Source organism: Nonomuraea indica, from assembly GCF_002850745.1.
Lineage (GTDB): Bacteria > Actinomycetota > Actinomycetes > Streptosporangiales > Streptosporangiaceae > Nonomuraea > Nonomuraea indica.
Genome location: NZ_KZ559466.1, coordinates 792,936 through 817,697 on the forward strand (window position 1 = coordinate 792,936; position 24,762 = coordinate 817,697).

Sequence of the window (24,762 nt, forward strand, 5' to 3'; positions counted from 1 at the left end):
CTGTCAGGTGTTGAGGTGCATGATGCGGTCCACCGCGATCTCGATCACGACCCGGCCGGGCGGGGCGGGAGGCGGGGACCCGTAACGTTCGGCGTAGCGGCGCGCGGCCTCGGCGACGCGCCCCTGGTCGGCGCGCACGGCGGCCGTGCCCTCGAAGGTGATCCAGCGAGGTCCGGCCACCTGGCACAGCGCCACCCGGCCGCCGTCCGGCGCGGCGGTCAGGTTGCGCGCCTTGCGCGAGGCGGCGACGGTGAGCACGCGGACCAGGCCCGCGTCGCCGTCCCAGGTGAAGCGCACCGGCGCCACGTGCGGCGAGCCGTCGGGACGCAGGGTCGTCAGGGTGGCGACGTGCGGCTCGGCGAGGAACGTCTCGGCCGCCCCTGCCGGCGGCCCGCCCCTGGAAGGGGTACGACCGAAGGCTGTCATGGGCAGGGGTAAGCCGGGCAGGGGTGGGCCGGGCAGGGGTGGCCCGGGCACAGGCGGGCCCGGCGCAGGCGGGCCGGGTAGGGGTCGGTCCGGCAGGGGTGGGCGGGTCACCGGAAGGCGGCCAGGTTGCGGGTGGCCCAGTCGGCGAAGGATCGGGGCTCGCGGCCCAGGAGGCGGGCGACGTCCGGGCTGACCGCGCGCTCGGCCTCGGACGGCTCGCCGAGAATGGCGAGGGTGGCCTCCACCACCGGCTCGGGCATGAACGTGAGCATCTGCGCCCGCGCCTCCTCCCTCGTCTGCTCGGTGAACGCGACCGGCTCCCCCAGCGCCTCGCCGATCAGCGCCGCCCGATCCCGGGGGGTGACCGCCTCGGGTCCGGTGAGCTCGTAGACGCGGCCCCCGTGTCCGGCCTGGCGCAGCACGGCGGCGGCGACCTCGGCGATGTCCGACGGGTCGATGACCGGCAGCCCCACGTCGCCGAAGGGCGCGGCGACCGCCCGCCGGGTCCGGACGCCCTCGGCCCAGGCGTAGGCGTTGGAGGCGAACCCGCCGGGACGCAGGATCGTCCAGTCCAGGCCGGACCCGCGCACGGCCGCCTCGAACGCCGCCGGGTGGGGGTAGGCCCGCGGCCTGGTGCCGGCGCCCTGGGAGGAGAGCAGCACGACCTTCTCGACGCCGGCGGCCTCGGCCTGGCCGAGGATGCCCTGCGGGTCGTCGCCCGCGACGAGCAGGAACAGCGCCTTCGCCCCGTCCAGCGCCTCGCCCAGGCCGGCCGGCTCGGCAAGGTCGCCCCGCCGGCGGATCACACCGGGCTCGGAACCCCCGGCCCCTGGATACGTCCCCTCCCCGGAAGACCCGCTGTCCCCGGGAGACGCGGCATCCTCGGCAGACGCCCTCTCGGGTGAGGTCGGCCGACGGGAGATCGCCGTCACCCGTTCGCCCGCCGACACCAGCATCCGCACGAGCTCCCCACCGACGTTCCCCGTGGCTCCGGTCACTGCGATCACGACATGCCTCCTTCTTGAGTTAGTTGGCTGACTAACAACGACCCTAGCGGACTCCGCTTCCCGATGTCCACAGTCAGTCGGCTGACTTGGAGCGGAACTGTGGAAAACCGCAGGTTGCTCCGGGTGCGCGCACCATTCCGGGTCGCGGGTGCCCGGACCTAGCGTTCCGCACCATGACAGCAAAGCTCTTCGACGTCCGCCACCGGCTGCGGGCCGGGGTGTGCGCGCTGCTCGCGGTGATGGCCGCGATCATGCTGACGGCCATGGCGGACAGCACGGCGCAGCCGCTTCCCGAGTCCGCGCCGGCCCGCGAGTTCAGCGCCGGACGGGCCCTACGCCACCTGGAGCGGTTCGCCACCGAACCGCGGCCCCTGGGCAGCCCCGCGGGCGACCGCGCCCGCGACTACCTCGCCGGCCGGCTGCGGGAGGCGGGGCTGCGGGTGGAGATCCAGCGCGCGACCGGCGCCCGCGCCTCCACCGGGCTGGCGACGTTCGGGCAGGTCGAGAACGTGGTGGCGACGCTGCCCGGCACCGATCCGACGGGCACGGTGCTCGTCGCCGCGCACTACGACTCGGCCGCGATGGGGCCGGGCGTCTCCGACGACGGCGCCGCCGTGGCCTCGATGCTGGAGACCGTACGGGCGCTGCGTACCGGTGCCGGGCTGCGCAACGACCTGGTGCTGCTGATCACCGACGGCGAGGAGGACGGCGTGCTCGGCGCGGAGGCGTTCGTGCGCGAGCACCCCCTGGCCCGCCGGGGCGGGGTGCTGCTCAACTGGGAGGCGCGCGGTGTCAGCGGCCCGTCCCTGCTGTTCGAGACCTCCCGCGACAACGCCGGGCTGGTCGGCGTGTACGCCGGCGCGGCGCCGCGGCCGCGGGGCGACTCGACGATGGCCGCGCTGTACCGGCTGCTGCCGAACAACACCGACTTCACCCCGCTGACCCAGGCCGGCTTCGCCGGCCTGAACTTCGCCTACATCCAGCGCTCCTCCCGCTACCACACCGCCGACGACTCCCTCGCCCACCTCGACCGCGGCAGCCTCCAGCACCACGGTGAGACCATGCTGGCGCTGGCCCGCGCGCTCGGCGGCGCCGATCTGCCGGGCCTGCGCGCCGGCCACGACGCCACCTACTTCCGCCTCTTCGGCGTCCTGATCACCTACCCCGACCCCCTGGTGTGGCCGCTGGCGCTGCTCGCCGTCGCCGCCGTTGCGGCGCTCGCGCTGCTGGCGCGCGCCCGGGGGCTGCTCAGCGGGCCGGGCGTCGCCGTCGCCGCGGCGACGGCTGTCGTGCCCCTCCTGCTCGCGGTGGTGCTGGCGCAGGGCCTGTGGGAGGTGCTCGTGTCCGTCCGGCCCGGCTACGACCTGATGGGCGGGCTGCTGCACCGCCCGTCGGCCTTCCGGGCCGCCGTCGCCGCGCAGGTCGTCTTCGCGCTGCTGGTGTGGTACCTGCCGCTGCGCCGCCGCCTCGGCCCGGCCGCGCTCGCCGTGGGCGCGCTGGTCTGGCCGGCCGCGCTGGGGGTGCTCTGCGCGCAGGTGGCGCCGGGGGCGTCGTTCGTGTTCGCGCTGCCGGCGCTGTGCTGCGGGCTGGGCGGGCTGGCCGCCCTGACGGCCCGCGGCACGGCGTGGCGGGTGGCCGCGCTCGCGGCGGGGCCCGTCATGGCGGCGGCGCTGCTGCCCGCCCTGGCGGGCAACGTCTTCGACGGGATGGGGCTCGCGCTGGGCGGGGCGAGCGCGCTGGTGCTGGCCCTGTTCGGGCTGACCGCGCTGCCTGTGGCGGAGCTGCTGCTGCCCGAACCGGCCGGCCGGTCCCGGCAGCAGCGGGAACCGGCCCGGCGGCTGGGCCCCGCCCTGCCGCTGGTCGCCGCCGCGCTGTCGGTGACGCTGGCGGGCGCCGGGCTGTGGACGGACCGGTTCGACGGCGCCAACCCGGCGCGTACCCACCTGGCGTACGTGATGGACGCGGACACCCGGACGGCCCGGTGGGTCAGCGCGGACGCCGATCCGCCCGCCTGGACCAGGCGCTACGTGTCCGGCCGGGACACCGCGACGCTGCCGCCCGGCTACGCGCGCGGCGCGCTGACGACCGGGCCCGCGCCGGCCGTCGCCGCCGCCGGGCCGCGGCTGACCGTGCTCGCCCGCGACGGGGACCGCGTCACGCTGCGGGTGAGCGCCGGCCCCGGCGCCCGTTCGGTGACGCTGCGCGTCGAACGGCCGGTCACCGAGGCGACGGCGCGGGTGGCGGGCTCGGCCCCGGTGACCGTCGCCGTCACCGGGGTGCGCGCGGGAACCTGGCCGGGCGAGGTCCGTTTCCGCGGCATCCCGGCGCGGGGCGCGCGGATCACGCTGCGCGTGCCGGGCGCGGACCGGGTGCGCGTCACCGCGATCGGCGAGACGGACGGACTGCGGGCGGTGCCCGGCTTCGTCCCGAGGCCGCCGGAGCTGGTGGCCGCGACGCGCGAGGACGGCGACCTCGTCGCCGTCACCCGCACCTACACCCTCTGAACACACCCGCGGGCCCCGGACCGGGAGCGCCGCGGTCGCGCCTCCGGCCGCCGGGCGCCTTCCCGGCGGGCTCCCCTAGCGTTCGGTGTCGCGGTCGAGAACCGGCTTGACGTCCACGATCGGGGTGCCGTCCAGCGCCTCCAGGTCGCTGACCCGCACCCGCGTGCCGTCGACGGACAGGACGCGCACGCGGTGCAGGCCCACCGGGTTGGGCCGGTCGGGTGAGCGGGTGCTGAACACGCCCGTGAGCGGCCGGGCGCGGTCGTCGCGCGGGTGGACCGCGAGGACGTCGCGCCGCGCCCGGTCGAGCCAGGTGAGCACGATGACGTCGTCGCCGGGGCGCAGGTCGCGCAGGCCCTCACGGACCTGCTCGGCGAACACCAGCCATGCGGCCGGACCGCCCTCGTCGCCCTGCCGGGGCGCCTGGGCGAGGTCGCTCAGCGGCGACTCGACCCGGCCGATGGGCCGCACCAGGAAGCTGTCCACGCCTACACCTCGTTGGGGACGGCGCCGCCGTAGCGGCGGTCGCGTTTGGCGTAGATGTCGCACGCCTCCCACAGGTCACGGCGGTCGAAGTCGGGCCAGAGCCGGTCGAGGAAGACCATCTCGGCGTAGGCCGACTGCCACAGCAGGAAGTTGGAGAAGCGCTGCTCCCCCGACGACCGGACGAACAGGTCGACCTCGGGGATGTCGGGCTCGTCGAGGTAGCGGGCGAACACCTTCTCGTCCACCTTCGACGGCTTGACGCGGCCGGCCGCGATGTCGCCGGCCAGCTTGACCGCGGCGTCGGCGATCTCCGCCCGGCCGCCGTAGTTGACGCAGAACTGCAGGGTCAGCGTGCGGTTGCCGACGGTCATCTCCTCGGCCGTGCGCAGTTCGTCGATGACGCTCTTCCACAGCCGGCCCGGCCGGCCCGCCCAGCGCACCCGTACGCCCATGGCGTTGAGCTCGTCGCGGCGGCGGCGGATGACGTCGCGGTTGAAGCCCATGAGGAAGCGCACCTCGTCGGGCGAGCGCTTCCAGTTCTCCGTGGAGAAGGCGTAGGCGCTCAGGTAGGGGATGCCCAGCTCCAGCGCGCCCTCGATGACGTCGAACAGGGAGGCCTCGCCGGCTTTGTGCCCCTCGGTGCGGGGCAGGCCCCGCGCCTTGGCCCAGCGGCCGTTGCCGTCCATGACGATGGCCACGTGACGCGGCACCAGAGCCCGCGGGAGGGGCGGCGGGGTCGCACCGGACGGGTGCGGCGACGGCGGTCGGACGTTCAAACTGGCTCCCTCTCTACGTGTCGAAGAGAGCGTATTCCGTGTTCGAGGTGCCATTGCAGGTATGCGGCGACCAGGCCGCTGCACTCGCTGCGATGGCGTTGCTCGGAGGCGTCGGCCACCGCCCAGTCGCCGCGCAGCAGCGCGGTCATCAGCCCGATCGTCTCGGCGGCCGGCACGGCCGCGCCCGCCGGCTTGCAGGCGCCGCACACCACGCCGCCCGCCACGATGGCGAACGCCCTGACCGCCGGCGCCTGGCACTTGGCGCACGCCTCCAGCGCCGGCGCGTAGCCGGCCACGGCCAGCGAGCGCAGGAAGTAGGCGTCGAGGACCAGCCGGGCCTCGTGGCTGCCGTCGGCCAGTGTGCGCAGCCCGCCCACCAGCAGCAGGAACTGCCGCAGCGCGGGCTCCTTCTCGCCGTGGGTGAGCCGGTCGGCGGTCTCCAGCATCGCGCTGCCCGCCGTGTAGCGCGGGTAGTCGGCCGCCAGCGCCTCGCCGTAGGGTCTGATGGTCTCCGCCTGCGTGACGACGTCGAGCGTGCGGCCGGTGTGGAACTGCACGTCGACGTGGGTGAACGGCTCCAGCCGTGCGCCGAAGCGCGAGGTGGTGCGGCGCACGCCCTTGGCCACGGCCCGGACCTTGCCGGTGCGCCGGGCCAGGACGGTGACGATGCGGTCGGCCTCGCCGAGCTTCTGCGTGCGCAGAACCACGCCTTCGTCACGGTAGAGACTCACTCGCCCATCTTAGGGCCGCGCAGCCGTTGTGTTACGGAGTTGCTTCGGTGACGCGACTCTGTGCAACTCTCACTAGACTCAGACGCCTGTCCCGCATTGTCTGTTGTTCAACCCCCCGCAACCGCCTCGAAAGGGAGTCATGACCCGCGTGGTCCTGCTGGGCTCTTCGCCCGGCCCTGACACCGCCCCGACCGGCCTGAGGCTCGCCGCCCTGCCCGGCGCCCCCACGGTGGCCGAGCGGCTGCGCAGCCAGATCCTCTCCCTGGATCCGCGGCCCGCCACCATCGCGTCCGGCGACGTGGCCGCGGCCCTGCGCAACCTCGCCGACGTCGCGGAGTCCGCGACGGAGAACCTCTTCCTCATCCCCGCCGACTCCGTGATCCACGACGAGCTGATCTACCAGATCACCAAGTCGAAGCGCGGCGTGATGGCGCTCATCGCCAAGGAGCCCCGCCCGGAGCTCACCGAGGAGGAGGCCGAGCGGGAGGAGCAAGTCCCGATCGACGAGGCCGAGCCGGAGATCAGCCACCGCAGGCACGAGGGACTGCCCGTGCGCGCCCGCCGCGGCAAGTCCAGGATCGTCTCGGTCGGCACCGCCCACCACGCCGTCACCAGGCCCAACGCGGTCATCCTGGGCCCGCTGCACGTCACCGTGCGCAACGCCCCCGTGCTGGCCGAGACGTGCCGGGAGCTGGCCGACATCGCCGACACGTTCGGGCCCGACGACGACCTCATGCAGCTCATCGTGTTCGGCCTGGTGCGCAAGGGCGTGTCGGTCGGCAGCCGCGGCCGCCGCGACCTCTACTACCGCCGGATCACCTCCCAGGAGGACCTCGACGAGGCGGTCGCCGTGATGAGCGGCATCGACGAGGACCGCGCCCGGCTGGACAACGCGGTCAAGGGCGCCGACGGTTTCTTCACCACCTACTTCGTCTCCACCTACTCCCGCTTCATCGCCCGGTGGGCGGCGCGCCGCGGCCTGACGCCCAACCAGGTGACGCTGATCTCGATCACGCTGGGCGTGCTCGCCGCCGCCTGCTTCGCGACGGGCGACCGGCCGTGGATGGTGCTCGGCGGCGCGCTGATCTACTTCGCGTTCGTGTTCGACTGCGTCGACGGGCAGGTCGCCCGCTACGCCCGCAAGTTCGGCGTGCTGGGCGCGTGGCTGGACGCGACGTTCGACCGGTTCAAGGAGTACGTCGTCTTCGCCGGCCTGGCGGTCGGCTGGGTGGTGTCGGGCAACGGCGACGACATCTGGATCCTCGCGCTGGCGGCGATCGGCCTGCAGTCGGTGCGTCACCTGCTCGACTTCTCCTTCGGCATCGCCAACCGCCGCAGCAAGCCGCCGGCCCAGCTGCCCACGCTGCCGCTGACCGCGCCCGACGACCGCGACCTGCGCAAGGCCCTGGAGCGCCGCAAGGTCGAGCGCAGCCAGGGCATCCGCGGCCTGCTGAAGATGTGGAGCAAGGCCGGCCGGTACCGAGCGGTCCACTGGGCGCGTAAGATGATCGTCTTCCCCATCGGCGAGCGGTTCGCGGCCATCGCGATCACCGCCGCCCTCTTCGACGCCCGCATCACCTTCCTCACGCTGGTGGTCTGGGGCACCGTCGCCGCCCTCTACACCCTCACCGGACGCCTCATGAGGTCGCTCGCATGATCACCCACCCGCAGGCCGCCGCCACCCCCACGCCGGACCCCGACGAGGAACGCCGCCGCATCCAGACCGCCCGCCTGCTCGCCTACCGCGACGACGGCCCGCTCGTCCACGCGCTGGCCGGCCGGCTCGGCAAGGGTCTGCCGCCCGTCCCGGCGACGCTGGCCGCCCTGGTCGCCGTCGTCGCCGTGACCGCCTCGGGCCTGCTGGAGCCGGGGCCGATCCTGCTCCTTCCGGTGCTCATCACGGTCGTGCTCGTCCTGCCGACCGCGCCCCGCGACCATCTGGGCCGCCTCGACTGGCTGACGCCGCCGCTGCTGCGGGGCACCGAGTTCCTCGCGATCATCGCGGTGGGGCTGGCGGCCGACGCGCCCAAGTGGCTGCTGTTCGTGCTCGTCTACGTGGTCGGCTACCACACCTACGACACGGTCTACCGGACGCGGCAGAGCATCTGGCCGCCCACCTGGGTGTTCCACGCGGGGCTCGGCTGGGAGGTGCGGCTGCTCATCATCGGCGTGGGCGCGGCCCTCGGCTGGCTGACGGTCGTGCTCGCGGTGCTGACGGCGTACCTGTTCGTGCTCTTCGCGGTGGAGAGCGTGACGAGCTGGGTGCGCCTGGACAAGGCGTCGGCGCAGGCCGGCGCGGACGCCGAGCAGGACCTGGAGGCGTCCCCCGAGGACGCGCTGGAGCAGGCCACCGGCGAGGCCGAGAAGGGCTGACGCCCGCTTCGCCCGACGAGAGGCGCCCACCCCACACGGGGCTGGGCGCCTCTCGCGTCTCCGCCCGTCCCCACAGGGCTGGGCGCCTTTCAGGCGTCCGCCCGTCCGCACGGGGCTGGGCGACTCCCACGACCACACCCGTCCCGCACCCGGGCTGGGCGCCTGCCGAGGCTCCGCCCGTCGTCCCGCCGTGCCCGGCGGGGAGCTGCACAGGACTGCTTGACACAGAGTCGGCGACTGTGTTTACGTCCGCGAGAGAGCGCTCTCTCAGATGTTCGCCTCCGCACCCCCCAGGAGCCAGCGATGACATCCCGCCCCTCCCCCTCCCGCAGGCGCCTCGCGGCCCTGGCCGTGGCGCTGGCCACGGCCCTGGCCACGACGACCGCCCTCCTCACGCACGCCGCCGGGAGCGCCTCCGCGGCCGTGCCGCCCACCCCCTCCGGCTGGTCGCTCGTCTGGTCCGACGACTTCGACGGTCCCGCCGGATCTCCGCCCTCCTCCGCGAACTGGATCGTCGACACCGGCCACAGCTACCCGGGCGGGCCCGCCAACTGGGGCACGGGGGAGATCCAGAACTACACGGCCGACCCCGCCAACCTCGCCCTCGACGGCGCCGGCAACCTGCGCATCACCCCGCAGCGCAGCGCCTCCGGCGCGTGGACCTCCGCCCGGATCGAGACCAGGCGGGGCGACTTCAAGCCCGCCGACGGCCGCGTCCTGCGCATCGAGGGCCGCGTCCGGATGCCCGACGTGACCGGCCAGGCCGCGCTCGGCTACTGGCCGGCGTTCTGGGCGCTCGGCTCGCCGTACCGGGGAAACTACTGGAACTGGCCGGGCATCGGCGAGTTCGACGTCATGGAGAACGTCAACGGTCTCGACACCGTCTGGGGTGTGCTCCACTGCGGCGTCAACCCCGGCGGGCCGTGCAACGAGACCAACGGCCTCGGGGCCTCCCGCGCCTGCCCCGGCTCCCCCTGCCAGTCGGCCTTCCACACCTACCGCTTCGAGTGGGACCGCGGCGTCGCCCCCAACCAGCTGCGCTGGTACGTGGACGGCCAGCAGTTCCACAGCGTGAGCCAGGCGCAGTTCGACGCCGCGACCTGGAACGGCATGACCGGCCACGCCGGCTACTTCCTGCTGCTCAACGTGGCCATGGGCGGGGCCTTCCCCAACGGCGTGGCCGGCTTCGGCACGCCCACCGCCGCCACCGTGCCGGGCCGGCCCATGACGGTGGACTACGTCGCGGTGTGGCAGAGCGGCGGCCCCGGCCCGACGCCCACGGTCACGCCCACCGGTCCGGGCGGGGTGGACGCCCGCTCCACCATCCAGGCCGAACACCACCAGGCGCAGTCGGGGACCATCCTGGAGACCACCACCGACGCTGGAGGCGGCCAGAACGTCGGGGCGATCGGCAACGGCGACTGGCTCCGCTTCGACGGGGTCGACTTCGGCAGCCGGCCCGCCGGGCAGTTCCGGGCCCGGGTGGCGTCCGGGGCCGCAGGCGGGGTGAGCGGGCTCGTCCAGGTGCGGCTCGACAGCCCGACGGCCCCGCCGGTCGGCGACTTCGCGGTGGCCGGCACCGGCGGCTGGCAGAGCTGGCGGACGGTCCCGGCCAACATCTCGCCGGTGACCGGCAGGCACACGGTCTACCTGACCTTCGCCAGCGGGCAACCGGCCGACTTCGTCAACGTCAACTGGTTCACCTTCGCCGACTAGCGGCGCGGCCGCGCCGTGACGAGCGGGCGCCTACGAGGAGTCGCGGACGACGAGCCGGGCCGGCAGGACCACCGGGGAGGCGTGCCGGCCGTCCAGGCGGGACAGCAGGAGACGGGCCAGGGCGAGCGCCTGGTCCGTCACCGGCACCCGGACCGTGGTGAGCGGCGGCGTGGTGCACGACGCCGCGTCGATGTCGTCGAAGCCCACGACCGCCAGGTCGTCCGGCACCCGGCGGCCCGCCTCGCGCGCCGCTCGCAGGGCTCCGATCGCCAGGTCGTCGGAGGTGGCGAAGACGGCGTCCAGCCCCGGATGGTCGGCGAGGAGCCGCCGGGCGGCCTGCTCGCCGGAGGCGCGGTCGTGCCCGGCCGGCTCCAGCAGGGGCCGCAGCCCCGCCTCCTGCAGGGCGGCACGGTGGCCGGTGAGACGGTCCTGGACGCCGGGGAGGTCCATCGGCCCGCAGATCACGCCGATGCGGCGGCGCCCCCGCTCCAGCAGGTGCGCCGTGGCCGCCGCGGCGCCGCCGGCGTGGTCGGCGTCCACGTACGGCACGAGCGAGGCGATGGCGGGCTTGCCGAGGAGCACGACGGGCACGCCGGTGCGGGCCAGCCGCTCCGCGAGCGGGCCGTGGCCGTCGGGCGGCAGCAGCACGACCCCGTCCACCTGCCTCGCCTCGACGTGCCGCACGACGCGCCGCTGGCCGTCGGCCGTGTCGGCGAGCATGAGCGTGATCTGCTTGCCGGCCCCTTCGAGCACGCTGGTGACGTAGCGGACGACGGCGGCGACCAGCGCGTCGCCGCGGTGCGCGGCCGTGGACAGCACCAGCGCGACCGCGTCGGTGCGGCGGGTGACGAGGCTGCGGGCGGCGGCGTTGGGGACGTAGCCGAGCTCCTGCACGGCCCGCAGCACCGCGGCGCGGACCTCGGGGCTGACCGACGCCTCGCCGTTGACGACGCGGGAGACGGTGGCGCGGGAGACGTTCGCGCGGGCCGCGACGGTCTCCAGCGTGGGCCGTTTCGGCCGGTCGCCGCCGAGCCCGCCCCGGCGGACGACGTCGCGGTACCACAGGGCGCTGTCCTTGAGCCGCCGCTGCTGGGTGTCGAAGTCGACGTGCACGATGCCGAACTTGCGCCGGTAGCCGTCGGCCCACTCGACGCAGTCGAGCAGTGACCACAGCAGGTAGCCGCGCACGGGGACGCCCTCGTCGAGGGAGGCGCGCAGGGCGCGCAGGTGCTCCTCGACGAAGCCGATCCGGTCGACGTCGTGGATGCCGTCGGCGGTGACGACGTCCTCGAAGTCGGCGCCGTTCTCGGTGATCATCAGCTCGGTGCCGGGGTAGTCGGCGGCAAGCCGCCGCAGCACCAGGGACAGGCCGCTCGGCACGATGGGCCAGCCCATGGCGGTCACCGCGGTCGGCACGCTGCAGAACAGCACGCCCTCGCTGCCCGGGAAGTCGGGCTGGGCCGGGGCGCCGGGCTGGGCCTGCACCGCGATGGGCGTGTAGTAGTTGACGCCGAGCAGGTCTATGGGATTGCCGATGACGTCGAGGTCGCCGTCGTGGATGTGGTCCAGCCCGGCGGTGCGCGCCACGAGCGGCAGCAGGTCGTCGGGGTAGCGGCCGCGCAGGACGGGCTCCAGGAACTGCCGGTTGTGCAGGGCGTCGATCCTCGCCACCGCCTCGGCGTCCTCCTCGGCCGGGCGCGCGGAGAAGTCGGCGAGCTGGGCGGGGGTGAGCACGGGCGACAGGTTGAGCACGATGCCGGCCCTGGCGGCGCCCCGCGCGCGCAGCTCCGCCAGCGCGAGCCCGTGGGCGAGCAGCATGTGGTGGGCGGCGACGAAGGCGTCGGCCGGTGAGGTGCGGCCGGGGGCGTGCACGCCGGAGGCGTGGCCGACGAAGGCCGCCACCCACGGCTCGTTGAGGGTGAACCAGGTGTCGACGCGGTCGCCGAGCCGGTCGTGCACGGCCCCCGCGTAGTCGGCGAAGTGCCTCGCCGTGTCGCGCGAGGTCCAGCCGCCGAGCTCCTCCAGGGCCTGCGGGAGGTCCCAGTGGTAGAGGGTGGCGTACGGCGCGATGCCGGCGGCGAGCAGCTCGTCCACCAGCCTGTCGTAGAAGTCGAGCCCCTTGCCGTTGAGCCGGCCGCGGCCCTCGGGCAGCACCCGCGGCCAGCTCACCGAGAACCGGTAGGCCGACAGGCCCAGGTCCTTCATCAGCCGGACGTCCTCGGCGTGGCGCCGGTAGTGGTCGCAGGCCGGGTCGCCGTCGCGTCCGCCGGTGAAGGCGTCCCAGATGGACGGCCCGCGGCCGTCCTCGGTGGTGGCTCCCTCGATCTGGTAGGCGGAGGTGGACACTCCCCACACGAACCCCTCGGGGAACGGTGCCGTGCTCATGTGTGACAACCCTTCGGCGACTGTGGCGGCGCCCAGTCTGCCGCGTCGCGTGGTGACGCGGCTAGGCGATATACAGGGCGCGTGGAACTGGACCAGCTCGATCGTGACATCATCGCGGCACTCGTCGAGGACGCCCGCGCGACCTACGCGGAGATCGGCCATCAGGTGGGGCTGAGCGCGTCGGCCGTCAAGCGCCGCGTCGACCGCCTGCGCGAGTCGGGGGCGATCACCGGCTTCAGCGCCCGGGTGGCGCCGCGAGCGCTGGGCTGGACCACCGAGGCGTACGTCGAGCTGTTCTGCCAGGGCAAGACCAAGCCGTCCGACATCGCCATGGCGGTGGCGAAGTTCCCGGAGGTGGTGGCGGCGGCGACGATCACGGGCGAGGCCGACGCGTTGCTGCACATCCGGGCGACGGACGTGCGTCACGTGGAGCGGGTGATCGAGCGGATCGCGGCCGAGGCGTTCGTGGTGCGGACGAAGAGCTCCATCGTGCTGTCGCGGCTGGTGGACCTGCCGCCGGGCGCGGCCCTGACCGACCCCCGTACGGGGTCGCCGGCGCCCCGCTGAGCACGGGGGCGACGGTCCGCCGGAGGGCGCGCAACGGATCGCGCCCCGCTGCGCCGAATGCGCAACGGACCTGCGCCAAGACGCAATGTCAACCGCTGGCCTGCGGAAACATGCATTCCTAGGCTGTGTCCGTCACCCTCCGTGTGAACCCCACCCCTGAACGACGATGACGGAGTTCCGCATGCCCAAACACTTCCTCATGTGCCGCCCGGAGCACTTCGCGGTCGAGTACGCGATCAACCCGTGGATGGATCCGGCGGCGGGCGCCGACCGCGACGTGGCGATCCGGCAGTGGGAGGGCCTGAAGGCGGCCTACGAGGAGCTCGGGCACCGCGTCAGCCTGATCGATCCGGTCGACGGGCTGCCCGACATGGTCTTCGCCGCCAACGGAGCGCTGGTGGTGGACCGGCGCGTGTACGGCGCGCGGTTCGCCTTCCCGCAGCGCGGCCCGGAGGGCCCGGCCTACCTGCGGTGGTTCGCCGAGCGGGGCTTCGACGTGATGGAGCCCGAGCACGTCAACGAGGGCGAGGGCGACTTCCTGACGCTGGACGAGGTCGTGCTGGCCGGCACGGGCTTCCGCACGGACGTGGCGGCGCACCTGGAGGCCCAGGAGTTCGTCAACCGGCCGGTGGTGTCGCTCAAGCTGGTGGACCCGCGCTTCTACCACCTCGACACGGCCCTGTTCCCGCTGGACGGCCGCAACGTCTGCTACTACCCGGGCGCGTTCTCGGAGGGCAGCCAGGCGCTGCTGCGCCGGATGTTCCCCGACGCGGTGCTCGCCGGGGCACGTGACGCCGAGGTGCTCGGCCTCAACGCGGTCAGCGACGGCACCCACGTGGTGATCAACGCCGAGGCCTCCGACCTGCAGCTGGAGCTGAAGCGGCACGGTTACGAGCCGATCCCGGTCGACCTGTCGGAGCTGCGCAAGGCCGGTGGCGGCCCCAAGTGCTGCACACTGGAAATCAGGGGGGAAGAGTAGATGACCACCAGCGCAGAGCTGATCGACGTAATCGAGCGCCGCAGCGCGCACAACTACCATCCGCTGCCCGTGGTGATCCGCGAGGCGGACGGCGCCTGGGTGACCGACGTGGAGGGGCGGCGGTTCCTCGACTGCCTGTCCGGCTACTCGTCGCTGAACTTCGGCCACGGCAACCCGAAGATCATCCAGGCGGCCCAGCAGCAGCTGCAGAATCTCACGCTGACCAGCCGAGCGTTCTACCATGACCAGTTCGCGGCGTTCTGTGGCGGTCTGGGCGACCTCACCGGCAAGGACATGATCCTGCCGATGAACACCGGCGCCGAGGCCGTGGAGACCGCGATCAAGGTGGCCCGCAAGTGGGGCTACGAGGTCAAGGGGGTCGAGCCGGAGCAGGCCACCATCATCGTGATGGAGGACAACTTCCACGGCCGGACGACCACGATCGTCAGCTTCTCCACCGATCCCGACGCGCACGACGGCTTCGGCCCGTACACGCCCGGGTTCAAGATCGTGAAGTACGGGTCGATCGAGGCGATCCGCGAGGCGATCGACGCCAACACCGTCGCCGTGCTGCTGGAGCCCATCCAGGGCGAGGCCGGGGTGCTGGTGCCGCCGGACGGCTACCTCACGCAGGTGCGCGAGCTGTGCACGGCCGAGGGCATCCTCATGATCGCTGACGAGATCCAGTCGGGGCTGGGCCGCACGGGCCGGACGTTCGCGTGCGAGCACGAGGGCGTGGTGCCCGACATGTACGTCCTGGGCAAGGCGCTGGGCGGCGGCGTCGTCCCGGTGTCGGCCGTCGCCGCCGACGCCGACGTGCTGGGCGTGATCAAGCCGGGCCAGCACGGGTCCACGTTCGGCGGCAACCCGCTGGCCTGCGCCGTGGGCAACGCCGTCATCGAGATCCTCAACACCGGCGAGTACCAGGAGCGGGCCGCCCGGCTCGGCGAGGTGCTGCACGGGCGGCTGCGCGAGATGGTCGGCGACGGCGTGGTCACCGTGCGCGGGCGCGGCCTGTGGGCGGGCGTCGACATCGACCCGTCCCTGGCCACCGGCCGGGAGGTGTCGGAGGCGCTGATGGAGCGCGGAGTGCTGGCCAAGGACACGCACGGCTCCACGATCCGGCTCGCACCGCCGATCGTGATCTCCGAGGAGGATCTCCTCTGGGCGGTGGACCGGCTCGCCGAGGCCATCGCGTCCTTCCGCCGCTGAGCGGCTCAGCCGCTCAGCCGCCGAGCCGCCGAGCACAGGCGGACCGTCGCCGGTTGACGCCGCGCACCGGGCCCGCCGGGGCCACCGGGGCCGCCGGGGCCACTTGGGCCACCTGGGCCGCCGGGGCCGCTGACCGGACGGCCCGCGCCACCGACCTGCCGGGGGCGCGGGCCGTCCCGCTGTGCGGGTCCGGCCTCATCGCGGAACGTCCCCCGTGAGACGGCCCGCGCACGGCGACGCGGCACCCCGTCAGGAGACCGGGGCACCCGGCGGCGCGGCGCCCGGAGCCGGGCCGTCCGTGACATCCGCGGACGGAGCGCTCGGCGCCGGGCTGCCGGATGCCTGCGCGGAACCTCCCGCGGGCCCTTCCGCGGGCCCTTCCACGGGCTCTTCCACGGGGGCGTCCGCGGGCCCTTCCGCGGGGGCGTCCGTCGGGCGAGGGGCGTCCGGCGCGTCCGACAGCGGCGTGCTGGGCCGGGCGGAGGCCGGCGCCTCCGACGGCGGGGCTGTTGCCTGCGCGTCCGACGGCGGGGCGGTGGGTGGCGGCGTCGGGGACTCGGTCGGCGCCGGCATGCAGTCGCTGCGCGCGGTCCCGGCGGGAGCCTCGGGCAGCTCGTCCACGACCGACACCTTCAGCTGGGCCGTGTGGGCCACGACGGCGCCCACCGGCGCCTTGGCGGTCCTGCCGTCCGCGACCGTCGCCCGTTCGCCCAGCATCATGCGCGTCTCAGGATCGAAGATGATCTCCTCGTGGAGCCCTGTCTGCGCCCACGTCCGCCCGAGAGCAACACCGCGCCGCCCGGCGGAGTCCGCGACTCCCGGCGTCTCGACCACCCCGTCGATCGACTTGATCGCCTCGTACAGGGCGGCACGCTGCGCCTTGGGCAGGTAACCCTCGCGCAGGATCTCGACGGCGTCCTGGAAGGCCCTCACGTCGGCGTCCCCCTTCGGGGACGGCCCCGGGTCCCCCTGGTAGAGGTGGCCGCGCATCGCGGCGGGCTCGGTGGGCAACGTGCTCAGGTAGGCGAAGTCGTCCCTATACGGCCCCTTGGGCTGCGAGCAGGAGTTCAGCAGGGTCCAGCTGGACCCCCGCCAGTTCGCGGCGTCCTGCGGCAGGTCCTTCTCGCCCGGATAGGGCTTCGGCTCGCGGCCCTCGATCAGCAGGAGGCCGTCGGCGCTCCCGTCCACCGACTGCCAGATCTTGCGGTGCGTCCGGTAGAGGTGACGGGTCTCGCCGCCCTCGCGGATCGCGTGCGACCCGTACATGGTGTCCGACTCCACCAGGATGAACTGGCCCGGCTTGGGGTCCAGTTCGGGGAAGGAGACGCCGGCCTGCGACACGGACGTGGCCGCGTCGGGGCCCTGCCTGTCGCCCGTCAGGGCCACGGCCACGCCCCCGACCAGCGTGACCGTGATCCCGAACGCGGCCGCGGCCTGCCAGCCCAGGCGCGGCCGGCGCAGGCCTCCGTGCCCGCGCGCCTCCCGCAGCAGCCGGTCGCGGGCCCGCGCGCGGGCATCCTGCGAGTACGGCGGAGCGGCGGGCCGGCCGTCCGCGAAGGCGCGGATCTCGTCATCCATGCTGGGACTCCTCTGCGAAGGGGTTGGCGCCGCCGAGGGCTCTGCGCAGCTTCACGCGGAGCCGGTGCAGCCGGGACCGGACCGTACCGACGGGCACGCGCAGCGCTACGGCCGCCTCCTCGTAGGTGAGGTCGGCCCAGGCGACGAGCAGCAGCAGGTCGCGTTCGGCCGCGCTCAGCCGGGTCAGCGCCCTGGCCAGCCTCGGCTGCAGTTGCTCGGCCGTGACCCGGTCGGCGCTGCGCTCGTCGAACGTGCCGGGCCGTTCGGCGCTCACCCTGGACAGCGCGTGGTTGCGCCGCCGTTCGGCCCGGCGGTGCTGGGCGACGACCTTGGTGGCGATGCCGTACAGCCAGGGCCGGGCATCCGGCCAGGTGCGGTCGTAGCGCGCCCGGCCCCGGAAGGCCGCCAGGAACACCTCCCCCGTCACGTCGTCGGCCAGCTCGGGCCCGAGGCGCCGGGCGGCGTACCGGTGGATCTCCTCGGCGTGCCGGTCGAACAGCGACGCGAAGCTCTCCGGGTCGCTCAGCGAACGCTCGATCAGCTCCGAGTCGTCCAGCTTGTCGGGTAATGCCCGAACACTCACCACGTGCCGGTCCTCTCTCATGCGGTCACCCTGTTGTTGGCCGCACGGGCAGGACCGGTTCCGCCTATTTCGCCGGGCGTCCCCGCGCGATCGGCTCGGTGACCGGCCGGGGGCGCGTCAGGTCAGCCGGACCGTGTCGATCTCCTGGAACTCCCCGTTCTTCGACTCGTACCAGGTGGCGCCGTCGGGGAAGGTGAGCGTCGCCACGGCGTTCTGGAACCACGGCCCGTGCGTCACCCGCCAGCGGAACGGCGGCCTGGGCAGGCGGGCCACCCGGGCGAGCAGTCCGCCGACGAGGGGGGCCACGCCGAACTGGGTGAGGACGTTGGCCCAGCGCAGCAGCGGACTGAGCGGGTTGCGGATGGGCGAGCAGACCACCTGCCAGATCTGGCGGCCACGCGCCTTGGCCACATAGGAGTAGTGGACGTCGCCCGACAGCAGCACCACCGGCTTGCCGAGCCCGGCGAGCAGCCGGGCCAGGTCGTCGAACGAGCGGCGGAAGGCCGCCCAGTGCTCCAGGTCGACGGCCTGCCTGAACGCCTCCGACAGCCGCTGCACGAGCCTGCCCCAGGCGCCGTCGCACAGGGCCTCGTTCCAGTTCTGGACGTAGTGGACGCCTTCGGGCAGCATGAACGGGATCGACGAGCCGATGACGAGCCGTTCGGCCGGCCTGGAGACCTCCTCGACCAGCCACTCCCACTCCCCCGCGTCCAGCATCCGCCGGTCGCCGGGGGTCAGCTGCCGGGCGCAGCGGGTGTCGACCACGATGAGGCGGGTGTGGCCGAGGTCGCGGGAGTAGCTCCACCGGTTGGAGCTCGGGTCGGCGTCGGCCTTCTCGGCGAAGCCGTCGAGCGCGTCGGCGCCGCCGCCCTCCATCAGCGTGCGCAGCAGCGCGTCGTCGGCGCGCTCGGCCGGCGACAGGTTGCCCAGGTGCTGGTAGACCCAGTACGCGCCGAGCCCGGAGATCACCCGGCGACGCCACCAGCTCGTCGCGGCCATCTGCTCGCGCCAGCTGTGGGAGGTGTTCCAGTCGTCGCGCAGGTCGTGGTCGTCGAAGATCATCGCCGTGGGCACGGTGGACAGCAGCCACCTGATCTCGGGGTCGGTCCACGCCCGGCGGTAGAGCTCGGCGTACTCCTCGTAGTCGGCGATCTCGTCCTGCGGCTCGGTGTCGCGGCGCCCGCGGATGAACTCCAGCATCTCGGGGGACGGGCTGTCGGCGTACACCTGGTCGCCGAGCAGGAGCAGCAGGTCTGGCCACTCCTCGTCCGGGGCCGTCATGAGGTGGGCGCCGTAGGTGCGCAGGACGTCCTCGCCGTGGGTCAGCACGTGGGCCGTGTCATGGGGCACGCTGGTCCGGCAGGAGCCGAACGTCATCGTCCGGGGACCGTCGGCGGGCAGCAACCGGATGCGGCTCGGCGGGCGTCCCTCCAGCGGCCACACCTGCTCGCCGTCCAGCTCCACGGCGTAGCCCGCGACGTCCTGCGTGAGGCCGGTCAGGTCCACCATGGCGTAGTGGTGGCCGTGCACGGTGAACGTGCGCGACTCGTACCTGCGCCCGTCGGCCACCACGGCCACGACGCCCGGCTCGCCGGTCTCCACCCAGACGGAGGCGCTCGACGTGTCCACATAACGCAGCATCGGCCCGATCACCAGTGCGGACATCCGCACCTCCTGATTCGACAGTTCGGCACACTCCGGACCTCAAGACTGCCAGAGTGGCACGTAGCCAAACGCATCGGTCACCGGGTTGGATGCGGTGGCAGCAGATCCTTTTCACGAAATCTATCGGCGCCATAAAACGCCTCGTAATAGGATCATCGCGACAAGACGCCCAAAGGGGTAGGCAATGGCGCCTATCTCGTTTGCCGGGCGTCCAGCACAGGAGGAACTCCTTCCATGACCGTCATGGTGCCGTCAAGGACGCCGGCCCTGATCACCCCGGGCCGCCAGGCCCTCGACTCCGCACTGCACCAGCTCCACCAGGCCGCCGAACACCTCGGGCTCGACGACGGGCTGCGCGCGATGCTCGCCACGCCGCGCCGGTCGCTGACCGTGTCGGTGCCCGTCCGCCGCGAGGACGGCCGGCTCGACGTCGTCCAGGGCTTCCGCGTGCAGCACAACATCTCGCGCGGCCCCGCCAAGGGCGGCATCCGCTTCCACCCCAGCACCGACCTGGACGAGGTCACCGCGCTCGCGATGTGGATGACGTGGAAGTGCGCGCTGGTCGGCATCCCGTACGGCGGCGCCAAGGGCGGCGTCGCCGTGGACCCGGCCACGCTGACCACCCGCGAGCTGGAACGGCTGACCCGCCGCTACGTCAACGAGATCCTGCCGCTGATCGGCCCGGAGAAGGACATCCCGGCCCCCGACGTCGGCACCGACGAGCAGACCATGGCCTGGATCATGGACACCTACAGCGTCAACGCCGGCTACTCGGTGCCCGGTGTGGTCACCGGCAAGCCGATGACGCTGGGCGGCTCGCTCGGCCGGGCGGGCGCCACCTCGCGCGGTGTGCAGATCGCGGCGCTGGCCGCCCTCGGTCGCTCGCCCGAGGGCGTGACCGTCGCGGTGCAGGGCTTCGGCAAGGTGGGCGCGCTCGCCGCCCAGTACCTCGCCGACGCCGGCTGCACGGTGGTCGCCGTCTCCGACGCCACCGGCGCGGTGCACGCCTCCGGCGGGCTCGACGTCGTCGCGCTGCGCGCGTGGGTCGCCGAGTCGGGCGGCGTGCACGGCTATCGCGGCGCCGACGCGATGGAGCGTGACGAGCTGGTCGAGCTGGACGTCGACCTGCTGGTCCCGGCCGCCCTGGAGAACGTGATCACCGAGGAGAACGCGCCCCGGGTGCGGGCCCGGTTGATCGTGGAGGGCGCCAACGGCCCCACCACGCCGGAGGCGGACGAGATCCTGGCCGGCAACGGCGCGACGGTGGTGCCGGACATCCTGGCCAACGCCGGCGGGGTGATCGTGTCCTACCTGGAGTGGGTGCAGAACATGCAGGCCTACTCCTGGAGCGCCAAGGAGGTCGAGCTGAAGCTGCGCGACCTCATGGAGAGCGCCTACGACGAGGTACGGACGCTCGCGACGGACCGCGGCCTCACGCTGCGGCAGGCCGCCCACGCCATCGGCGTCGGCCGCGTGGCGGACGCGCACCGGATGCGCGGCCTCTACCCCTGACCGGCCGCCGCCGGCGGGCGTACCCCCTCCGGATCGGGTACGCCCGCCGGCGGCGCGACCACGACTCGGGAAGCGGTGCCCCGGCCCGCTCCGGCGCGTCGCCGGCAGCCGGGCGAACGCCGGGCCGGTCCCGGTCCCGCCGCGCACAAGTTGGGTAAACCACGGTGTCGCAGGTCAGGGCGGTGATCATGGGGATCTAGAGTGGCAGCGTGCTCAGGTTGGTGCTGTCCCTCACCCTGCTCTCCCCGTCCGGCCTCACCGGGGCGGCCGAGCGCTCCGTACCCGAGCAGCGGGTGCTGACGCCCGGCGGCGACCGGCTCGGATACGCGCCGGTCACCCGCCCGCACACCGACCAGCAGCGGCTGACCGGGGTGCTGATGGCCCACGATCCGGTCAGCGGCGACGTGGTGATGTGCGGCGGCACGGTGATCGGGTCGCGCAGCCGGAGCCTGGTGCTGACAGCGGCCCACTGCCTGCACGACAAGGGCAGGCCGCTGCGGCAGGTGGTGTTCCTGCCGGGGTTCGACCGGGGACGGACGCCGCTCGGGGTCTGGCCGGCCGTGCGCACCTGGGTGCCCCCGCGCTGGCGCAACCAGCCGTACTCCACCGACCTGCTCCCGTACGACATCGGCCTGGTGGGGGTGGCCCCGCGCGGGGAGCCGCTGGAGGCCGTGACCGGTCCGGGGCTGCGACCGCTGCGCACCGCCCGCGGCACCTCGCTGCGCGGGCTGGAGCTCCTCGGATATCCGGCCGGCAAGCGCTATCCGGGGACCCGGCTCTACCGCTGCCTCGGCGACGCGGCCGAGGCGGTCGGCCGGGGGCCAGGCCTGCTGGTCACCCGCAACTGCCACGCCCCGGCCGGCGGCAGCGGCGGGCCCGCCCTGCACGACGGGGCGGTGGCCGGGGTGGTGTCCTCGTCGAGCCCGCTGGGCGACCGGCGGGGTTTCACCGTGCTGACGCGGCTCGGCGGGCGGGTGTTCGGCCGGATGCTGGCCGAGTCGGACCGCTGGATGCGGCTCCGCTCACCCGCCTGACCCCGCCTGGGCGACGATGTCCTCACAGATCGCGTGGGTGACCAGGGCGTCGTCCGCGCTGAGCAGCCGGTCCTCGCGGACGGCGTCGAGGAACTCCAGGCAGATCTGCTCGATGCCGCGCTGCCGGGCGACCGGGACCCAGTCGGGGCGCCGGGTGAACGTCTCCCCGCCCGCGTAGTCGATGACGTCGCCGAGGTTGACCACGCGGCGCTTGACGCCGTCGCCCATGGCCTCGCAGCTCTCCTCGCTCGCGCCGCTCACCCGGTTCATCACGCCGATCGCGGTGAAGCCGTCGCCCGACAGCTCCAGCACGACGTGCTCCAGCAGCCCGTCACGGACCCGGGTGCGGAAGCGGACGCCGGCGACCTCGCCGGGGACGAGGAAGCGCAGCGTGTCGACCACGTGGATGAAGTCGTCGAACACCACCCGGCGGGGCGTCTCGGCGTGGTCGGCGCGGTTCTTCTCCATGATCATCAGGTGGCGGGGCATCGCCGCCAGGCCCACGTAGCCGGGGGCGTAACGGCGGTTGAACCCCACCATGAGCGACCTGCGCTCGGCGTGGGCGAGCCGGACGAGGTGCTCGCAGTCGGCCAGGTTGTCGGCGATCGGCTTGTCGACGTAGACGTGCACGCCCGCCCTGAGCAGCGGCTCGACCAGGTCGCGGTGGGCGGGGGTGGCGGCGTGCACGAACGCCGCGTCGACCCCGGCCTTGACGACCTCCTCCACCGAGGTGGACCGGCCGGCCACCCGGTGGGCGTCGGCGAGCCGGTCCAGCCTCGCCCGATCGCGGGTGCACAGGTGCAGTTCGAGCCCCGGCTGGGCGGCGAGCACGGGAAGGTAGGCCTTCTCTGCGATGTCGCCCAGGCCGATCACGGCGATCCTCATGAGGCGAGCGTAGCCTTCAGCGCCTCGTCCAGGGGCGTCGGCCGGACCCCGAACGTCTCCTGGAACGCCGAGGAGTCGAGCTCGTACGGCGCGACGAACTGGTAGCGGACGTGCCGCAGCTCTCCCACCATCGGCGAGAACAGCCCCAGCGTGCGCACCAGCGGCCACGGGAGCTGCGTCATGCGGGGCGCCGGCCTGCCGAGGATGGCGGCCATCCGCTCGCCGAGCTGCCGGAAGCTCACCGGGTCGGTGGTGGGCACGTGCCACGGCCGTCCCCAGGCGCGCTCGTCGGAGCCGGCGACGATGAGCGCGTCGGCGACGTCCGGCAGGTAGCTCCAGCTGTGCGGCATGTCGGCCGGCCACAGGAGCCTGATCGTCCGGCCGGCGCGCAGCGGCACGAGGAAGCGGTCACCGAGGTAGGACTGGTCGCTGGCGCCGGGGCCGAAGTAGTCGGAGGGGCGCACCTCCGTCACCCTGACCCGGCCGGCCTCGTGCGCGGCCAGGGCGTCGGCCCACAGCCTGGCGCGGACCTGGGCCTTCGGGCTGGTGGAGGCGAGCGGCAGGTCCTCGGTCATCGGGCCGGTGACCGGCCCGTACGGGTAGAGGTTGCCCAGGATGACCAGCACGGCTCCGGTCGCCTCGGCGGTGGCCAGGAACGACTCGGCCATCGGCGGCCAGTCGGTGAGCCAGCGGTGGTACTGGGGGTTGACGCAGTTGTAGAGGACGTCGGCGCCCGCGGTGACCTCGGTCAGCCGGCGCCGGTCGGCGACGTCGGCCGCCACCCGGGTGGCCCCGGCCGGGCCGCTGCCGGACCGGGTCACGACGGTGACCTCGTGGCCCTGGGCGAGGAGCTTGGTGGCCAGGTGCGTGCCGACCTGGCCGGAACCCACGACGACGTGCTTACCCATGATCAGACCTGCTTCCGGGAGACGCGGAGGACCGCGTGTCTGGTTACTGCCGCTCACTTACGAGAGCAATGCTCTCTCATGAGAGCGGCAATCGTCAAGAGCAGTGCTCTCGATTTCTGACACTGCTCTGGTAGCGTGCTGGGCATGACAGCGAGCCGTACCGCGAGAGAACGAGTCAGAGCCGAGCTGACCAGGGAGATCGCCGACATCGCCCGCCGGCAGCTCGCGACGGAGGGCGCCGGCGGCCTGTCGCTGCGGGCCGTCGCGCGGGAGATGGGCATGGTCTCCTCGGCCGTCTACCGCTACTTCCCGAGCCGTGACGACCTGCTCACCACACTGATCATCGACGGCTACAACGCGCTCGGCGAGGCCGTCGAGCGCGCCGACGCCGCCTGCGCCCGCGACGACTTCCCGGGCAGGTGGGCGGCCGTCTGTCACGCGGTGCGCGACTGGGCGCTGGCGCGCCCGCACGAGTACACGTTGCTGTACGGCTCGCCGGTGCCCGGCTACCAGGCGCCGCAGGACACGGTGGCGGCCCGGATCCGCGACGTGACGGTGTTCGGCCGCCTGGTGTCCGACGCCTTCCACGCCGGCGCGCTCACCCCGCCCGAGGTGGCCCCGCCGCCCTCACCGGCCGCTGCGGCCGAGGCGGCACGACTGGCCGACCTCATGCCCGGCGTGCCCGAGGACCTGGTGCTGCGCGGGCTCACCGCGTGGACCTGGCTGTACGGGTGGGTCAGCTTCGAGGTGTTCGGCCAGTTCGCGAACACGATCGACGACACGCGGGCGGCCTTCGAGCACTCCATGCGCGTGCTGGGAGGCCTGCTCGGCCTGGCTCAGTGAGCCGCGGTCCGGAACAGCGGAACGACGACCTCGTCCACGATCTCGACCAGCAACTCGTCGGGGACGGGCGGGCCCGAGAACAGGAAGTGCTGCCTGAGCAGCGCCTGGCCGGCATCCAGGCGGCGCGGGGTCACGGCGCCCGCCTCGATCTCGCCGCGCTCGACCGCGCGGCGGGTGATCTCCTCCATCGTCCTGCGGCCCAGCCCGTGTGAACGCTGCCGGAACGTGGCCGCCCGCGCCTCGTCGGCCAGCGCCTCGCTGAGCAGCCCGCGCAGCGCCTCACCCGCCGGACCGGCGAGCAGCCGGGCCGTCTCCCGCAGCACGGCGAGGACGTCACCGCGCAGCGTGCCCGTGTCGGGCGCCGACGACGGGGCCGGGAGCACGTGGTAGACGGCGTCCATGACGAGCTCTGCGCGGGTGGGCCAGCGCCGGTAGAGGGACGCCTTGCCGGCCCGGGCCCGCTCCGCCACCCGTTCCATGGTGAGCCGGGCGTATCCGGCCTCGGCCAGCTCGTCGAGCGTCGCCCGGAAGATCGCGGCGTTGAGCGCGTCGCCCCGGCGACGTGGCAGCTTGCGGTGGTCGGTGACCATGC

General features: G+C 73.7%; 22 protein-coding genes. 10 read left to right on the forward strand and 12 right to left on the reverse strand.

The features are described 5' to 3' along the window. Positions 1 to 3: 3 nt before the first annotated feature. Positions 4 to 426 carry a pyridoxamine 5'-phosphate oxidase family protein gene (locus tag CXR44_RS03725; protein WP_101783375.1) on the reverse strand — a complete coding sequence of 141 codons (423 nt, stop codon included), beginning with the start codon at positions 424 to 426 and terminating at the stop codon, positions 4 to 6. A 107-nt stretch (positions 427 to 533) separates the two neighbouring features. After that, positions 534 to 1,433, reverse strand: a complete 900-nt coding sequence (locus CXR44_RS03735) for an NAD(P)H-binding protein (RefSeq protein WP_101783377.1) — start codon at positions 1,431 to 1,433, stop codon at positions 534 to 536. A 173-nt stretch (positions 1,434 to 1,606) separates the two neighbouring features. Between CXR44_RS03735 and CXR44_RS03740 the strand changes: the two genes are divergently transcribed. After that, positions 1,607 to 3,937 carry a M28 family peptidase gene (locus tag CXR44_RS03740; protein WP_101783378.1) on the forward strand — a complete coding sequence of 777 codons (2,331 nt, stop codon included), beginning with the start codon at positions 1,607 to 1,609 and terminating at the stop codon, positions 3,935 to 3,937. A 75-nt stretch (positions 3,938 to 4,012) separates the two neighbouring features. On the opposite strand, the gene tsaA is transcribed toward CXR44_RS03740, so the two are convergent. The 3 genes from tsaA to recO are packed head-to-tail and all read right to left on the reverse strand — an operon-like array spanning position 4,013 to position 5,930. Further along, positions 4,013 to 4,423: a tRNA (N6-threonylcarbamoyladenosine(37)-N6)-methyltransferase TrmO gene (tsaA, locus tag CXR44_RS03745; RefSeq protein ID WP_101783379.1), complete on the reverse strand. Its 411-nt coding sequence runs from the start codon at positions 4,421 to 4,423 to the stop codon at positions 4,013 to 4,015. A 2-nt stretch (positions 4,424 to 4,425) separates the two neighbouring features. Continuing rightward, a complete protein-coding gene (locus CXR44_RS03750; protein ID WP_219601650.1) occupies positions 4,426 to 5,253 on the reverse strand; it encodes an isoprenyl transferase in 828 nt (275 codons plus the stop codon). Next, positions 5,196 to 5,930, reverse strand: coding sequence for a DNA repair protein RecO (gene recO, locus CXR44_RS03755; RefSeq protein ID WP_101783381.1), 735 nt, complete (start codon positions 5,928 to 5,930; stop codon positions 5,196 to 5,198). The genes CXR44_RS03750 and recO overlap by 58 nt, the downstream gene beginning before the upstream one ends. Positions 5,931 to 6,069: 139 nt before the next feature. Here recO and CXR44_RS41560 point away from each other — a divergent pair, with 139 nt between their 5' ends. The 3 genes from CXR44_RS41560 (at position 6,070) to CXR44_RS03770 (ending at position 10,019) form a co-directional block, all read left to right on the forward strand. After that, positions 6,070 to 7,587 carry a CDP-alcohol phosphatidyltransferase family protein gene (locus CXR44_RS41560; RefSeq protein ID WP_101783382.1) on the forward strand — a complete coding sequence of 506 codons (1,518 nt, stop codon included), beginning with the start codon at positions 6,070 to 6,072 and terminating at the stop codon, positions 7,585 to 7,587. Continuing rightward, positions 7,584 to 8,303 (forward strand): DUF5941 domain-containing protein, encoded by a 720-nt coding sequence (locus CXR44_RS41565; RefSeq protein ID WP_101783383.1) that lies wholly within the window; start codon positions 7,584 to 7,586, stop codon positions 8,301 to 8,303. The genes CXR44_RS41560 and CXR44_RS41565 overlap by 4 nt, the downstream gene beginning before the upstream one ends. Before the next feature lie 303 nt (positions 8,304 to 8,606). Further along, entirely contained in the window at positions 8,607 to 10,019 is a 1,413-nt protein-coding gene (locus tag CXR44_RS03770) for a glycoside hydrolase family 16 protein (RefSeq protein ID WP_101783384.1), read from the forward strand. 30 nt (positions 10,020 to 10,049) lie between these two features. Here CXR44_RS03770 and CXR44_RS41915 read toward each other — a convergent pair whose 3' ends face one another. Continuing rightward, a complete protein-coding gene (locus CXR44_RS41915) occupies positions 10,050 to 12,404 on the reverse strand; it encodes a GH1 family beta-glucosidase (RefSeq protein ID WP_101783385.1) in 2,355 nt (784 codons plus the stop codon). An 81-nt stretch (positions 12,405 to 12,485) separates the two neighbouring features. Here CXR44_RS41915 and CXR44_RS03780 point away from each other — a divergent pair, with 81 nt between their 5' ends. The 3 genes from CXR44_RS03780 (at position 12,486) to rocD (ending at position 15,162) form a co-directional block, all read left to right on the forward strand. After that, entirely contained in the window at positions 12,486 to 12,971 is a 486-nt protein-coding gene (locus CXR44_RS03780; RefSeq protein ID WP_101783386.1) for an Lrp/AsnC family transcriptional regulator, read from the forward strand. A gap of 181 nt (positions 12,972 to 13,152) precedes the next feature. Next, positions 13,153 to 13,950, forward strand: a complete 798-nt coding sequence (ddaH, locus tag CXR44_RS03785; RefSeq protein WP_101783526.1) for a dimethylargininase — start codon at positions 13,153 to 13,155, stop codon at positions 13,948 to 13,950. Next, positions 13,951 to 15,162, forward strand: coding sequence for an ornithine--oxo-acid transaminase (gene rocD / locus CXR44_RS03790; protein WP_101783387.1), 1,212 nt, complete (start codon positions 13,951 to 13,953; stop codon positions 15,160 to 15,162). Positions 15,163 to 15,411: 249 nt separating this feature from the next. Here the strand turns inward: rocD and CXR44_RS03795 are convergent, their stop codons facing one another. From CXR44_RS03795 to CXR44_RS03805, 3 genes are all read right to left on the reverse strand, one after another. Further along, positions 15,412 to 16,740 carry a CU044_5270 family protein gene (locus tag CXR44_RS03795; RefSeq protein WP_101783388.1) on the reverse strand — a complete coding sequence of 443 codons (1,329 nt, stop codon included), beginning with the start codon at positions 16,738 to 16,740 and terminating at the stop codon, positions 15,412 to 15,414. Next, positions 16,733 to 17,344 (reverse strand): RNA polymerase sigma factor, encoded by a 612-nt coding sequence (locus CXR44_RS03800; RefSeq protein ID WP_101783389.1) that lies wholly within the window; start codon positions 17,342 to 17,344, stop codon positions 16,733 to 16,735. The genes CXR44_RS03795 and CXR44_RS03800 overlap by 8 nt, the downstream gene beginning before the upstream one ends. Positions 17,345 to 17,440: 96 nt before the next feature. Beyond that, positions 17,441 to 18,988, reverse strand: a complete 1,548-nt coding sequence (locus CXR44_RS03805) for an alkaline phosphatase D family protein (protein WP_101783390.1) — start codon at positions 18,986 to 18,988, stop codon at positions 17,441 to 17,443. 234 nt (positions 18,989 to 19,222) lie between these two features. On the opposite strand from CXR44_RS03805, the gene CXR44_RS03810 reads away from it, so the two are divergent. Both CXR44_RS03810 and CXR44_RS03815 read left to right on the forward strand, forming a co-directional pair. Next, entirely contained in the window at positions 19,223 to 20,500 is a 1,278-nt protein-coding gene (locus tag CXR44_RS03810; protein ID WP_101783391.1) for a Glu/Leu/Phe/Val family dehydrogenase, read from the forward strand. A 209-nt stretch (positions 20,501 to 20,709) separates the two neighbouring features. Further along, positions 20,710 to 21,534, forward strand: coding sequence for a trypsin-like serine peptidase (locus CXR44_RS03815; RefSeq protein WP_101783392.1), 825 nt, complete (start codon positions 20,710 to 20,712; stop codon positions 21,532 to 21,534). On the opposite strand, the gene CXR44_RS03820 is transcribed toward CXR44_RS03815, so the two are convergent. Continuing rightward, positions 21,523 to 22,419 (reverse strand): Gfo/Idh/MocA family protein, encoded by an 897-nt coding sequence (locus CXR44_RS03820; protein ID WP_101783393.1) that lies wholly within the window; start codon positions 22,417 to 22,419, stop codon positions 21,523 to 21,525. The genes CXR44_RS03815 and CXR44_RS03820 overlap by 12 nt on opposite strands. Beyond that, positions 22,416 to 23,327 (reverse strand): NAD-dependent epimerase/dehydratase family protein, encoded by a 912-nt coding sequence (locus CXR44_RS03825; protein ID WP_101783394.1) that lies wholly within the window; start codon positions 23,325 to 23,327, stop codon positions 22,416 to 22,418. The genes CXR44_RS03820 and CXR44_RS03825 overlap by 4 nt, the downstream gene beginning before the upstream one ends. A gap of 144 nt (positions 23,328 to 23,471) precedes the next feature. Here CXR44_RS03825 and CXR44_RS03830 point away from each other — a divergent pair, with 144 nt between their 5' ends. Further along, positions 23,472 to 24,170, forward strand: coding sequence for a TetR/AcrR family transcriptional regulator (locus CXR44_RS03830; RefSeq protein ID WP_101783527.1), 699 nt, complete (start codon positions 23,472 to 23,474; stop codon positions 24,168 to 24,170). On the opposite strand, the gene CXR44_RS03835 is transcribed toward CXR44_RS03830, so the two are convergent. Then, entirely contained in the window at positions 24,164 to 24,760 is a 597-nt protein-coding gene (locus tag CXR44_RS03835; protein ID WP_101783395.1) for a TetR/AcrR family transcriptional regulator, read from the reverse strand. The genes CXR44_RS03830 and CXR44_RS03835 overlap by 7 nt on opposite strands. Positions 24,761 to 24,762: the final 2 nt, after the last annotated feature.

Bases quoted from the DNA above. Each gene is read 5' to 3' on its own strand.
- CXR44_RS03725 (WP_101783375.1), bottom strand. From the start codon at position 426: ATGACAGCCTTCGGTCGTACCCCTTCCAGGGGCGGGCCGCCGGCAGGG.
- CXR44_RS03740 (WP_101783378.1), top strand. From the start codon at position 1,607: ATGACAGCAAAGCTCTTCGACGTCCGCCACCGGCTGCGGGCCGGGGTG.
- CXR44_RS03750 (WP_219601650.1), bottom strand. From the start codon at position 5,253: ATGGCACCTCGAACACGGAATACGCTCTCTTCGACACGTAGAGAGGGA.
- CXR44_RS41560 (WP_101783382.1), top strand. From the start codon at position 6,070: ATGACCCGCGTGGTCCTGCTGGGCTCTTCGCCCGGCCCTGACACCGCC.
- CXR44_RS41565 (WP_101783383.1), top strand. From the start codon at position 7,584: ATGATCACCCACCCGCAGGCCGCCGCCACCCCCACGCCGGACCCCGAC.
- CXR44_RS03770 (WP_101783384.1), top strand. From the start codon at position 8,607: ATGACATCCCGCCCCTCCCCCTCCCGCAGGCGCCTCGCGGCCCTGGCC.
- CXR44_RS41915 (WP_101783385.1), bottom strand. From the start codon at position 12,404: ATGAGCACGGCACCGTTCCCCGAGGGGTTCGTGTGGGGAGTGTCCACC.
- ddaH (WP_101783526.1), top strand. From the start codon at position 13,153: ATGCCCAAACACTTCCTCATGTGCCGCCCGGAGCACTTCGCGGTCGAG.
- rocD (WP_101783387.1), top strand. From the start codon at position 13,951: ATGACCACCAGCGCAGAGCTGATCGACGTAATCGAGCGCCGCAGCGCG.
- CXR44_RS03795 (WP_101783388.1), bottom strand. From the start codon at position 16,740: ATGGATGACGAGATCCGCGCCTTCGCGGACGGCCGGCCCGCCGCTCCG.
- CXR44_RS03800 (WP_101783389.1), bottom strand. From the start codon at position 17,344: ATGAGAGAGGACCGGCACGTGGTGAGTGTTCGGGCATTACCCGACAAG.
- CXR44_RS03805 (WP_101783390.1), bottom strand. From the start codon at position 18,988: ATGTCCGCACTGGTGATCGGGCCGATGCTGCGTTATGTGGACACGTCG.
- CXR44_RS03810 (WP_101783391.1), top strand. From the start codon at position 19,223: ATGACCGTCATGGTGCCGTCAAGGACGCCGGCCCTGATCACCCCGGGC.
- CXR44_RS03820 (WP_101783393.1), bottom strand. From the start codon at position 22,419: ATGAGGATCGCCGTGATCGGCCTGGGCGACATCGCAGAGAAGGCCTAC.
- CXR44_RS03825 (WP_101783394.1), bottom strand. From the start codon at position 23,327: ATGGGTAAGCACGTCGTCGTGGGTTCCGGCCAGGTCGGCACGCACCTG.
- CXR44_RS03830 (WP_101783527.1), top strand. From the start codon at position 23,472: ATGACAGCGAGCCGTACCGCGAGAGAACGAGTCAGAGCCGAGCTGACC.
- CXR44_RS03835 (WP_101783395.1), bottom strand. From the start codon at position 24,760: ATGGTCACCGACCACCGCAAGCTGCCACGTCGCCGGGGCGACGCGCTC.